General features: G+C 40.8%; 11 protein-coding genes. 3 read left to right on the top strand and 8 right to left on the bottom strand.

The features are described 5' to 3' along the window. The first annotated feature begins 93 nt into the window (after positions 1–93). Positions 94–999, top strand: coding sequence for an alpha/beta fold hydrolase (locus tag HC643_RS27500; RefSeq protein WP_038082572.1), 906 nt, complete (start codon positions 94–96; stop codon positions 997–999). A gap of 146 nt (positions 1,000–1,145) precedes the next feature. Here HC643_RS27500 and HC643_RS27495 read toward each other — a convergent pair whose 3' ends face one another. After that, positions 1,146–2,564: an LCP family protein gene (locus HC643_RS27495; RefSeq protein WP_038082571.1), complete on the bottom strand. Its 1,419-nt coding sequence runs from the start codon at positions 2,562–2,564 to the stop codon at positions 1,146–1,148. Positions 2,565–2,852: 288 nt separating this feature from the next. Beyond that, complete coding sequence (locus tag HC643_RS27490; protein WP_038082570.1) at positions 2,853–3,224, bottom strand: hypothetical protein; 372 nt, start codon at positions 3,222–3,224, stop codon at positions 2,853–2,855. A gap of 269 nt (positions 3,225–3,493) precedes the next feature. On the opposite strand from HC643_RS27490, the gene HC643_RS27485 reads away from it, so the two are divergent. Continuing rightward, positions 3,494–4,747, top strand: coding sequence for an AI-2E family transporter (locus HC643_RS27485; protein WP_038082569.1), 1,254 nt, complete (start codon positions 3,494–3,496; stop codon positions 4,745–4,747). Here the strand turns inward: HC643_RS27485 and HC643_RS27480 are convergent. After that, positions 4,716–6,041, bottom strand: a complete 1,326-nt coding sequence (locus HC643_RS27480) for a serpin family protein (RefSeq protein ID WP_038082568.1) — start codon at positions 6,039–6,041, stop codon at positions 4,716–4,718. The genes HC643_RS27485 and HC643_RS27480 overlap by 32 nt on opposite strands. A 177-nt stretch (positions 6,042–6,218) precedes the next feature. Then, positions 6,219–7,817, bottom strand: coding sequence for a S8 family serine peptidase (locus tag HC643_RS27475; protein ID WP_038082567.1), 1,599 nt, complete (start codon positions 7,815–7,817; stop codon positions 6,219–6,221). A 221-nt stretch (positions 7,818–8,038) separates the two neighbouring features. Between HC643_RS27475 and rpe the strand changes: the two genes are divergently transcribed. Continuing rightward, on the top strand, positions 8,039–8,746 hold the full coding sequence (gene rpe / locus HC643_RS27470) for a ribulose-phosphate 3-epimerase (protein ID WP_038082566.1): 708 nt from the start codon (positions 8,039–8,041) through the stop codon (positions 8,744–8,746). Between the two features lie 132 nt (positions 8,747–8,878). On the opposite strand, the gene hpsJ-A is transcribed toward rpe, so the two are convergent. From hpsJ-A to HC643_RS41605, 4 genes are all read right to left on the bottom strand, one after another. After that, a complete protein-coding gene (hpsJ-A, locus tag HC643_RS27465; RefSeq protein WP_038082565.1) occupies positions 8,879–9,595 on the bottom strand; it encodes an HpsJ-like protein, cyanoexosortase A-associated in 717 nt (238 codons plus the stop codon). A gap of 135 nt (positions 9,596–9,730) precedes the next feature. Continuing rightward, entirely contained in the window at positions 9,731–10,240 is a 510-nt protein-coding gene (locus HC643_RS27460; RefSeq protein ID WP_336604386.1) for a cyanoexosortase A system-associated protein, read from the bottom strand. Between the two features lie 151 nt (positions 10,241–10,391). Further along, positions 10,392–11,258, bottom strand: coding sequence for a cyanoexosortase A (gene crtA / locus HC643_RS27455; protein WP_038082563.1), 867 nt, complete (start codon positions 11,256–11,258; stop codon positions 10,392–10,394). Between the two features lie 248 nt (positions 11,259–11,506). Beyond that, positions 11,507–12,607, bottom strand: coding sequence for a PEP-CTERM sorting domain-containing protein (locus HC643_RS41605; protein ID WP_050046804.1), 1,101 nt, complete (start codon positions 12,605–12,607; stop codon positions 11,507–11,509). Between the last annotated feature and the right edge of the window lie 584 nt (positions 12,608–13,191).

The following is a 13,191-nucleotide window of genomic DNA, read 5'->3' as shown; positions in this document are numbered from 1 at the left end:
TAGTGCCATTACACATTAACTGCGTCAAAATAAAGACAGAAAAGTCTGCTATAAACGGCTACATATCCTCTCTGTACTGACAACCCAATTCCCATGACCTCCTCTGCTTCTACCTCAGCATTGACATCAACAAAAACTTGGATATGGCAAGGATTTCCCATTTGTTATCAAACCCAGGGAACCTCCGGACCTGCTGTTGTTTTAGTACATGGCTTTGGCGCATCATGGTGGCACTGGCGAAAAAATATACCTATATTGGCAGAACATTGCCGTGTGTTTGCGATTGATTTAATTGGTTTTGGGAGTTCTGCAAAACCAAAACCGGGCGAAAAAATTTCTTATACTTTTGAAACCTGGGGACAGCAAATTGCGGATTTTTGCCATGAAGTTGTGGGCGAACCAGCATTTTTAGTTGGGAACTCTGTTGGTTGTATTGTTGTGATGCAAACAGCAGTGGATAATCCAGAAATAGTTTTGGGAGTTGCTTTGCTCAATTGTTCCCTGCGACTGTTACACGATCGCAAACGCATGGCTTTACCCTGGTATCGTCGCTTTGGAGCACCCCTACTCCAACAAATACTCTCGATTCAACCAATAGGAAACTTCTTTTTCAACCAAATTGCCAAACCAAAAACAGTACGGCAAATTCTCCTCAAAGCCTATGCTAATTCTGAGGTAGTGACAGAAGAACTCGTAGATATTTTAATGGCTCCCGCACAAGACCCCGGTGCAGTCGCAGTATTCCTTGCCTTCACTGCATATTCTACCGGACCCTTACCGGAAGACCTATTACCTCAACTCCCATGCCCTGCAATTATTCTATGGGGAGCAGCCGACCCTTGGGAACCCATAGAATTGGGTAGAGAATTGGCTAATTACCCACAAGTCCAAAAGTTTATTCCGTTAGAAGGGGTTGGGCATTGTCCGCAAGACGAAGCTCCTGAAGTGGTCAATCCAATCTTACAAGATTGGATTTGGGAGTTAGCAGCAAAGCTCTAAGAAGGCAGCTAGCTAGCTATGCAGAAGGAAATTAAAGAATAAATAAATTCAAGGGTTTTAGATCTTATGGCAAAGAGTTACCTTTTACTTTTCTCTCATAGCTGCCATCTGCCATCTGCCATCTGCCCTCTGCCTTACCCACACAATTAAGGTGCAACAGGGTTTTCTAAATTGCGTATTTTTTCCACCCAATCTTTCCCCACTTGAATACTAATATCAGAACCGAGGTTACCCGTACTTTCTACACGAACTTCCCCAAATCCTAAAGAATTGCGAATCGATTCAGCACTGTTACCATCACCTTGTTGGGCGACAATGTGAGTCACTTCCAATGGTTCGCCCCAACTTTTAGCTATGTAAACGTTATTGTAACCTGCATTTTGCAGTGCCTTAATTAAAGGTCGAAGATTGGTATTTTGACTACCCGTACTGTCTTGAACCGCAACACGCAATGAGCTAGGCTCGCTAGTCAGAGGAATCAACTCCGATTTAACTTCAAAGTGTTGAGCCATCATAGCACTGATACGCTTTTTATCTGGTACCCAGTAGCTGGCTTCAAACTCCCCTAGTTGACTGAACCGACCGGGTAGCATCATCATTTGCATATTGGAGCGGTTTGTTCTCACTCCATAACCGACTAGTGCTAATAACTCCTCAACTGTTAAATTAGTATCAATATTGTCTTTAACTACGTTCAGAATTTTAGGTAATTGCGCGACAGTAGCTGGAGTCAGGGATTGATCCATTAAAGCTCTCATTACCATTTGCTGCCGTTGAATGCGACCAATATCCCCATTTTCGTCATGACGAAAGCGCAAAAGTTGTAATGCTTGGTCACCATTGAGATGCTGTTTTCCTGCTTTTAAATTGATAAATAAGTGTTGAGATTCATCCTTGTACTTCATATCCTTGGGAACGTAAACCGTGACTCCACCCAAGGCATCAATTAACTTAGCAACTCCCAAAACATTAATTCGGATATAGCGATCGATTCCGACTCCATCCAATACATTACTAACAGTTTTGGCAGTTAATGCTGGTCCACCAAGAACATTTGTGGCGTTGATTTTCCTAGCACTATGTCCTTCTATTTTTGTACGGGTATCTCTAGGAATGGAAAGCATGACTAATTTTTTCTTCTCTGGATCGAATCGGATCAAGAGCATGACATCAGCTAGCCCATCAAAAGAATTAACTTGGGGATGATATCGCAGCTTGAGGCTTTCACTCGGAGGATTCTGAATATCTTGCGGGAGTACGCTCATTCCCATGATCAATATGTTGACAGGGCGGGTTAATTCTGAAAACCGCAGCCCACTCCCTGAGATGCGATCTGCATCAAACACTGCTGCTTCATCTGGGCTGAGGTTGGTTTGCATTAAAGGCGTACTTGTTAAAGAAACCGCTAACAACGCCCCAGCTGTTGCTGACACCATTGCAATACCACTCATTCCAACCCAAAACCACAACCAGCGCCCGGATTTATGGCTTTGAGTATTGCGATCGCTTGGCTCGGGGCGGGGTGCTGAGTGGTTTCCTTGCGCCGAAGTTCTTTGAATGGTCACTGACTTCCTCACACTTACTGATAAAAAGTGAAAAATACGCTGTCTTCTAAAAAACAGCTAAATCGACTTATAATAACTAACTCTTTTTGATTATTAGCGGTAACTTTACCACTTGAGTGTTAACCAAAACACTTATTGCAGTAATTCTCCTACTTTTCAGTAAATCCGGAGATGTTTTATTGAAGTATGGCAATAGAAAACTTGAATTGCCTAGAGCTGATTTGAAGAAAATGTCAAAGAATACGAAAATTAAGTGAAAACACCGAAAAACGTTTTTCATTATGGTTCTTAAGACAAGTATTTTCCCAACCATCGTTCGGCAAATTCACTAAATCCAGATAGACGGTGAGACTTGCCTTTAACTACACGAACAATCAACCAAGTACTCACTAAAAAGTATCCAGAGGTAAGAAAGCTATTGAGAATCAGTAGACGCAGTGCAAAAAAATCTGAACTTTCCGCAACCGTTGTTAACAAAAAGTATCCCAGAAGCCAGGTAAACGCCAAAGTTATAGACAGACGACTGACTGCAAGTTGTTCCCGAGTTCCTTGATGACGGTAGAGAGTCCATAGAGACGGGAAAAAACCAATGACTGGAATTAAATACAGAAGTAGCTGTGGGGATTGGGGATTGGCGGTTGGGGTTTGGGGGTCGAGCATAAAACTTTGAGAGCGGGTATTGGGTATTGGGTATTGCGTATTAGGTACTGACAATATTCTTCCCTATGTCGGCACTCAATTCCTCATTCCACACCCAAGAATCGCAAATTTTTGTTTTTTAAGGAAAAGGCCGTAATACCTATATCCTTAATGACGGGTGGAGAAGATGCTAAGTGTAATCCTAAGTTAGGGGGATGATCGCGGGAGTATAGTCAGAGATAATAAGCTTAAAAGAATAATATTATTTAGTTGTATCCCGCAATCGGCAGATGCAGACACGCAAGCTCTTCGACTGGTGGCAAACACTCTCACCGATATCGCGAATTAGCGCTATCGCTTTGTTCGCTCCACTACTCGTGCTCAATGGTTGGGCAGTTTCAGCAATTTTTCATTACTTTCACTCTCTGATTGTCATTTTAGTCGGTGCGTCAGTGCTAGCGTTTCTGCTCAACTATCCCGTAAGCTGGATGGAGCGTCACGGCGCTAGGCGAGAACAAGTCGCTGTTTTAGTGTTTTTACTCGCCTTATCGGTTTTATTAGCTTTGGGGGTGACTCTCATCCCACTGGCTTTAACTCAAGCCCAGCAACTGGTGGCTCGCATACCAGAATTGATTGATTCGGGGCGATCGCAGTTGATGATGTTAAATGAGAAAGCGGAAAGCCTTGGCTTACCGATTAACCTTGATGCTTTGGTCGTACAAATTAACGATCGGGTCAAGGGACAATTGCAGGCGATTTCCGGACAAGTTTTAAATCTGGCTGTCATAACAGTGACTAGCTTGCTTGACTTTCTCTTAACAATGGTTTTGACCTTCTATCTTTTGCAGCACGGGGATGAGTTGTGGCAGAGTTTAGTAGACTGGCTACCTACGAGATTTCGTAACGCTTTTTCCGAAACAGTCCGCCTGAGTTTCCAAAATTTCTTTATTACTCAATTAATTGCGTCAACTTGTATGGCGTCAGCCCTGATTCCCACCTTTTTGTGGCTAAAAGTACCGTTTGGTCTGCTGTTTGGTTTGACCATTGGTATCATGGCTCTAGTTCCTTTTGGTGGATCTGTGGGGATAGCTCTGACTACTCTTATTGTGGCCCTACAAGATTTTTCCATGGGCGCTAGGGTACTCATTGCAGCAGTGATTGTCCAGCAAATTTTAGAAAACTTAATTGCTCCTAGAATTTTAGGTAGTTTTACTGGTTTAAATCCCGTCTGGGTTCTGATTTCTGTGTTAACAGGCGCGAGAATTGGAGGACTTTTGGGTGTTATTGTGGCAGTACCCACAGCTGTCGTTATTAAAACTGCTCTCAGTGCAGTGCGTCCTGCAACTAGTACCGAAGAAGTGGACGATACAGAAACTATCTGCGTTCAACCACAAAATACGGCTAATGACAGTACAACGACATCATCAGGTAACCATTCTGTAGAGGTAGCTGCACCCATTGTCTCAGAATCGCCTCCTACAGGTTCTCAAAGCAATCGCAGTGAGATAAATCCTAAGAAAGTGGCTCCACAATTGAACCCATAAACAAAAGACTTCCTGTCCGATTATCCCGAATCGTACAGAAGAAGGGGCGATCGACAATCATACTGAACGGTTCTTCCGATGGCACTTTAGCTGATAATGGCACTATTCCCACAGAAGTAGCAGCAGCAGCCTCAGTGCCTTCTTCATTAACTTCAACAAATGTTTTATGCTTAACTTCGCTAATTTTAAGATTTTTCCCCATGGCAGAAAAGTTAGCTTTATTACTAAAAGCCTCGCCCATTCCTAACGCTGTTAGGGCTTTATTCAGGGTAATATCATAATCCATTTTAAAGCGAGGCAAGCTCACAAATCCTTCTCTTTTCCTAAACTGAGTCATCCAATTTTCCCAGTTTTCTGCACTCAAATTTTGATAAAAGCTTTTTAAGCTAGATTTCTGTTTGGGAAGAAAAATATAAAAGCTCACTTTACCATCTTTACCATAAGGTAAACTGACAGCCTGAAATTGCTGATTTTCATAATACCTATAGTCACCTCTTTGTGACATCATAGGATGTTGTTTTTGCCGACCCGATGTCAGGTAAAATGGGCGATCGCTCGTTTGAGCTTTATCAAATTTATCCGACCAACGACCTTTAAAATAAATAGCATTAATAAGAAACAACACGCGATCGGGATCGATTCTTTCTACAATTTTGTTAATTTTGCCTTCAGTACTATCGTTAACCCAGCTATTGATAATACTAGGTGCATTTTTGTCTTTAAAGTTTAAATTGGTTATCCTAGCAGTATAAAAATCTTGATTTCTTTGGATAAATTCTCGGTCAAGGCTCGCTTCTTTATTAGCCCAAAGCGAATTTGCAATCGTCAGTTTTACTTCAGGATCTGCATTTTCCAAACTTTTCTTCAGCGCCGCGTTAGAGGAGTTGATTTGTTGTAAAGTCAACTCCTGTAACTCCAGCGCTTTTATCATTGCTTCTCTAGTCGTTCCACTTGCTCCGTTATAAGTCATAGCTAAAGCAATAGATACACTTGAGGGAGAAACAAAAATATTGCGATCGCTCTGTTCATTTAAAACTTGAGAAAATAGTTTAAAGCCAAACTTTGTGTTAGCATTAACGAGTTTCGGATCGGGAGTCGAGGGTTGTTTTGACATGGGAGATTCTGAAGGAGGTAAACTCGTTTGTGCGTATGCGCTCGTGTTATTACCAATTTGCGAACATCCTATAACACTCATAAGAACAACGCTAGCTGCAGTCAGAACATAACGTCTTCCCAGACGAACACCATAACGTCTTTGCAAAAAATTTTCACGAGCATTGCTATTTTGCTTCATTTGACTCCACAATCTCCTGAGACTTTGTTTTGACTATGCCATCCCAAGTGACTTGTTTATTATATGGTTACAGTTTTGGCAACAGGGGGGAATAGGGGATAGAGGACAAGGGGGAGGGGTAGACAAGGTAGACAAGGGAGAAAAATATACCATGTCCCCCATGTCCCCTTGTTCCCTCTACTTCACACCTACAGTCCACCAAGCTAGGGCGTAAGCTTGCGTGGCTTCGTTAACTTTTTGACGGGACTGAACGCGAATTTTGTAGTTACCTGTTGCAGGAACGGGACAAAAAATATGCTCTACACTATCAACATCACTGATGGAGGAACAAACAGCTGCACTCTCAATACCTTCTGGTGCATCTGCTTTCACTAAATAAAGATCGAGATTGTTTAAACCGCGATCGCGAAAATCATCACCCGCATCAAATTGACCGTTATTATTTTTATCGTTAAGTTCTACCAATCTATCCCAAGTTAAGGTAATAGCAACAAAACTGCCCTGTTGTAAAGGTTTCGCTATTGTATAATCTACGTAAGATAGTGCATTCACTGTACGATAATCCCATCCAATACTAGGTACAGGTTGTGTTGGATTCCATTGACCGACACTGAATTGCTGGTATGCTCGAAATGCGTTTAAATGACCTGTTCCCATCTGAGCATCTAAAGGTATTTTGGGGTTTTTGTAAGCATCAGAGTCAAGCCAGTCTTTGTTGAGCTTATCAATCAGCGTCCGCGTCATTCCCAAATATAACCCGTTGCCAATGTCTTTGATTTTGTCCGCAGAGTTCATGAGTACAGCTTTCATCACTTCATGGCGGCGGGAATCTACACTCCAATTTGTTCGTTTTGTTCGCAATTGTCGATCGCCCAATTCTTGCAACAAGGCTACTGTTGCTGTTACTTGAGGAGCTGCAAAACTCGTTCCCGTTACTTTAGTAAATTTACCGTCTGGGTTAAGCAAGGTGATATTATTACCAGGGGCAACTAAAGCGATCGCGCGACGCGGACCTATATTAATTTCTTTTCCTGCAAGTCGAACAGCTAGCCCTTCGCTCACAGCCGCTAAATTAGAAACATCAACTTTATTAAAAATTCCCCCGCGACGAGATGAAAAAGCCACATTCATTCCGTTATAGTTGTCTGTAGGGATGGGAATTCCTCCCTTGCCTTGATTACCTGCAATAATATATAGAGTATCGTGAACGCGACTCGACCAGTCAATGCACATTGTTAAGAGAGCTTTACCATCAAGAACAGGTGATGGACGAGAATCGCGGTTCAGTGGTTCGCCAAAGCTAAAATTAATTGCGCGGATATCTCCACCATTTTGTCCTGCGATATGTTGTGCAGACATGCATTCTTCTGGTTGACCCAAGTTTTTACCAGACCCCACCGCTGAGGAATAGAGACGTGCTTGTGGAGCAATACCGGGCAAAGCTTTATTATTGCTTACCATAACACTGGCTACATTATAAGCATGCGGATCGACGCCAGTATTTGATTTAGCTAATGCATTCCGTAAAAATACGCCTGCAAGAGATACAGAGCGATTCTTAGAAACAGCCTTATCTAAGCCAAATTGACCGGGACGCCCGATTTCTACCTGACCGATCGCTATCTTGCGCCCTGTTAAATTATACGGTGGTTTGTGTAACTTCAAAGCATCAATACCGTTAGTTCCAAAAGGACTTTCCAAGGCAATAGCTAGTACGGGTACACTCAAACAAGAGACACCAAAACCCCAAATTATCCAAGTGTGTTTGTTTGCCATAATCAATATATAGTTGCTGGTTAGTGGTTAGTCGTTAGTTGTTGGTCGTTAGTGGTTAGTTGAGAAGTCCCACTAACCCTTCGGATTCGCTAGTCCCTGACGGCGCGGGAAAGCCGCCGTGGGGGCTAGACTCACCACTAACCTCTAACCTCTAATTATTAACAAATGCTCAACTTTTGTTACAATGTTGACAGACGAGGACGCTTAAAAACCCACTAGCCATGACCCAAACCCTATCTACAAAGCCCATTGTAATCTCTCCATCCATCCTATCAGCAGATTTTAGCCGTCTGGGAGAAGAAATTCGAGCAGTAGACGAAGCAGGTGCAGATTGGATTCACGTAGACGTAATGGACGGTCGCTTCGTCCCCAATATCACGATTGGTCCTCTGATTGTAGAAGCGATTCGTCCTGTCACCAAAAAGCCACTGGATGTCCACTTAATGATTGTGGAACCAGAAAAATATGTAGAAGACTTTGCCAAAGCAGGCGCTGATATCATTTCAGTCCATTGCGAACACAACGCTTCACCACACCTACACCGTACTCTCGGTCAGATTAAAGAATTAGGTAAGCAAGCTGGTGTTGTGCTCAACCCATCGACACCATTAGAACTCATTGAATATGTTCTAGATATTTGCGATCTCATATTGATTATGAGCGTCAACCCTGGTTTTGGCGGTCAAAGCTTTATTCCTGGTGTAGTTCCCAAAATTCAAAAATTGCGTCAAATTTGCGATGAACGCGGTCTCAACCCCTGGATTGAAGTGGATGGGGGGCTGAAGGGTAATAATACTTGGCAAGTGTTAGAAGCAGGAGCAAATGCGATCGTGGCTGGTTCCGCAGTCTTCAAAGCCAAAGACTATGCTGAAGCTATTGAAGGTATCCGCAACAGCAAGCGTCCAACTCCACAATTAGCAACAGCGTAATTCATGATTCGTAATTCGTAATTCGTAATTGAAGACAATCATTACGAATTATGACTCATTTTTTAGTCATTTCGTTCCCAGGCTCTGCCTGGGAATGCCTTAAGAGGCTCCCTCCGCCTCCTAGACGCGATTTTACCTCCTCGCCCAACCAGTCCCTTTCCAAATATTGATAAATAAAACTGCAGCAACCAAAGCTCCAAGATTCCATTTAGCAGAAGACTTAATCAAATTTAGACCTCGAAGAGATTGAACCGATTGTGCTTGATTCTTTATTTGTTGCTTGGCTTGAGATACTTGTGACAACAATTGTTTTTTCACTTCTTCAGGTTTTTTATTATCTAAAGAACGACCTTGAATCTTAAGAAATTTGTCAATTTGGTCAGGCGTGACCTGATTCAGCTGTTTTTCTAAATCTTCTGCACGAGAAATTTGCTGATTGGATGCAGTTGTAATCTGAGAAACACTTTGGTTATTGAGACGAACAGTATTAATGATTCCTAAAGGAATGAATAGGATAAATATTACTCCCAACAATAAAGTCAGCCAAGATAATGTCTTTAGAATAGAAATTTCTAACTTCGTTCTTGAATGCAACTCTCCAAAAAATACCAATACAAATCCAATTAAAGAAACAGGAACTCGCTCAACCAATGTACCTATAGTTTGAAATTCCCATCCTGGATTTAGAAAATTGGGTGGAATAAGTATTTCAATGATATCAAACAATGCCAAAACTAATAAACCGTAGCCAAGCATCCTCAAAATAGTCATGGAGCCTTGCTGACTGAAAGCAAAGTGTTGTAATTCTTGAATAGCAGAAACAGATTTGTCACTATTTGATTTAGTCATTTTCCTAGCCAAATGAAACAGAAAAATAAACAACAGTTAAGGAACCTAAGAGATTTAGAATTGGAAGACTTTATAACTTACCAGTACTTATATTTTAAGCTTTTCAATTTAGGATGTATTTGTCATTTTATATACTTATTTATCTAATAACACTTGAGTAAAGCGTGGTCGCCACCATTGATACCAAGAAAACCAAACATTCTCTAAAACTTCGTAAGCAGCTTCAGGAGAAGAATTATTTAATGGAATTGATAAATGCGCCCAAAGACAGCGCTTATGTTGTAATTGTCTCTGACCTATCAGCCAAGAAAGTATATGTTGAGGTCGCATTTCATAATGAAATCTATTTTGATTAAATTGTTCCTCAGTAAAGGTACTATTACCATATGGGTTAATACAAGCACTCAAGTATGCTCGATTCTGGTTAACCCCAAGACCGTAATACCCTATCCCTTCTTGCTGACGTAAAACAGCAGAGGATGAGATAGAAGTAAAATTCTTAAGAAACACAGGGACATTTCCCTCTGTCACATAACTCATTTCAATGTCTAGAGGTAAATTATTTTGAATATATTGATAATACTTTTGAGCCTTGAGTTCAAGATGAGATTTTTTTGAATTTGGAAAAGAGCGACTTTTGCTCAATTGCCATTGCGGTAAGGGTACTTTTTCTGGAAAAACAAAGGAGGTAAGTGTTTTCTTTTCCGTATAGGAAGCAGGATGACTTTTACCATAACTAGTAAAACGCTACTAAAAGTTAGAGCTAAAAGCGGAGTGCGGAGTTGTTTCCAGATAATCACTGTTTCACCCCTGTAGCGTTTTGAGTTTTTGATTCACCTCGTCCAATTAAAAACCAGCAAAATAACCCGAAAAGCACGACAGCAATCATGTAAAAAACTAGAGAACCATCTCCTTCATGCCAGTATTTAAATGCTTCTTGTTGGTTTTTCGCCACTAGGATAGCCATCAGGACAACCCGTATCCCATTCACAATAAATCCAAGGGAGGCAGCTACTATAGGTGTAATGATTTTTTGCTTCCCATTTTGAGGAAACATTAACAGAAAAAGTAATGATAAGCCCAGCATCTGGAAAATTTGTTCTATTCCAGAACAACCAGACAAAACTTCTACACTTCCAGTAGGGAGATAAATGATGACTCCAGAGAGAGCAACTTGAGAACCTGTATACCAAAGCATGAAAGCTGCAAACTTGGCGGTGAGAGAAGATAGAGTACCAATCAGCGATGAAGGAACTATTTTGAATGCACCTAGAAAAAATAAAGCAATTAATTCTCCTTTATATTGCTTTAATCCTTTAAAGCCGGAAGCTAAGAGAGCAAGACTGAAGGCAATAATTAAAGGTGTAAAATATAAGAACAAACCAAAACTTGTTAAAGTTGCACTTTTTAAAAGTACCAGGCAAATCAATACTAGACTAAAAAAACTAGAAAAAATTCCACTTTCTAGATTTAACGTATGGTGTTTGTCCCAGATGAGAGAAGATATGGATATCCAGTATAAAATACAGCTACTTAACAGATTAGAATTATCCGCTTTCCAAGTTACAGTTAAGTGAATTATAATTAAACATGCTCCTATTCCTAGTAACCATAATTGAGGGTATTTTAGTTGTTGAACTGAGGTCAAAGGAATTGTTTTCATCTAGATGTAGCAGCAATTTTTTAACTTTCTCATCCCCTAGCAAAGATGGAGAATGATTAATCAGAGGTAGAGATTCACGAAAACCATTCTCAGGTGGAACCTGGGAACTAGAAGAAACCTAACTGCTTGGCAGTTATACCAATTCGCTAAAATAGGGCAACAGATGAAAATAGACTAATAATTACGCTTAACGGCGATTAATAATTATGTGTTGCTTTCATTTAGAGAATTGGTATTAGATTTTCAACTTATGCTTTTGCGTTATCTTTTTGCTGCTGGTACTTGCGGCGTAAAGCAACACCAATACTACCAGCTGCCAACGAACCCAGTATAGTTAGAGGCTCGGGAACTTCCTCTTTGGGAGGCTCGCCTACTCCTGCGAAGCCGAATGCAAAGGTGTTTGGTTCACCAGTACTAGCACCACCTGGCACATTTGCTTGCCCTAATGAGTAGACTCGATCCGCACCAACGGCTGCTAGTGCGGCTAAGGCTTGCGCTTCGTTCGGAGCTGCTCCATAGAAGATATTGAATGTACGGCTTGCTCCGGCAGCTAGTTCACCAAAACCAAAATCAAATAAAGCCCCATGGTCTGTGGGACCAGAATCAACAGCCTCCCCTGTAAATAAAATTTGGCTAGGTCCACTTAATGGATTTGGGTTAGCGAATCCATTGTCACTAGTAAAGAGGACATTTGTTGCACCGCTTGTCTTTACAGTTGAAAATTCGCTAAAAGCAGTTGGCTGAATGTCCCAATCCATAACTCGGCGGTAGCGCAAATCTCCAACAGCCTTTGTTCCAATGTTCTCAATAGTAACAGCAGCTTTATACAAAAAGGCTGTTTCTGCTACAGGTGCATAGTCGTGCGTAACTTTAAAAGTACTACCGACATTCACAACAGAAGTGGCTCTAATACCATCAGTAATAAAATCCACTACATTAATATTACTGATTCCACCAAGGTCAATGCTGGCGTAACCACTGACACCACTAACCGCATCTGCTATACCCCAGCCTTCACAAGCACATCCAGGAGAAATTCCATCGTTACCAGTTGGTAAGAAATTTATACCAATTTGAGTAGGTGAATCAATGATATGTCCTTGTGGATTAATACCTAGTTGTATAGTGCCGTTACTAACAACAGCCGCATTAGCAGCACTTACTAATCCTAGACTCAGTGGTGTACCAATACTCAACAATGTCAATGTTTTTAGACTAGCTTTGCGTATGCTTGGTTTTGAACTACCTTGATTATCACGGTCTTGTTCAATGCCAAATGTTGCTAAGATAGTATATCTCGCCTTAGAACAAGCCTTGCGTAACTTTTTTCTAACTTGAAATTGACTCATTGAAACTCACTCCCGTAAATTTAGGTAAAGGTTGATGGTAGATTTACCTGGCAGTGAGATTTTTAGCACCTTACAACAACTGCGTACAGCATCTTCTACAACAGGCAATTAAACAACCTGTTGTATCCCTTGACGAATAACGACTAAAAGACTGATAAGAGGGTCGAAGTGTCCCGCTTGCTTTCGCTTTTAAGGTGCTAGCAGTGCTTTCAGTAATACTTATTAAGTGGAATGAATTTGATACTACTCGATCGCTAGAAAAAGTCAAATATTTTTCAATTGTCTTAATCTAAAATTAATCACTCCGGTTATTTAACTAGAGCTCGCATACTACTAAAAGTCTAATAATAGCGAAATTATACAACTAATATCACTTGTTGGTTATATAAAGTTTTTGTAAATTTAACAACACTATTGCATTAATACTATCATCTGTAAAGTATTTTTTTTTACTAGTATAAAGGCTTCAGAGTCTACTGGTATTTAACAGCTTATGATTGTGATAGACCAGATAAATTAAGTTTTGTTTCTTAAGAAGCTCTACTCAAAGCATCAGAAATGCCAAATTTATTCTTTAAATAAAT

This window comes from Tolypothrix bouteillei VB521301, assembly GCF_000760695.4.
GTDB lineage: Bacteria > Cyanobacteriota > Cyanobacteriia > Cyanobacteriales > Nostocaceae > Scytonema > Scytonema bouteillei_A.
The sequence above is the reverse complement of the archived record's forward strand: the minus strand, read 5'-3'. Positions and strand labels throughout refer to the sequence as shown.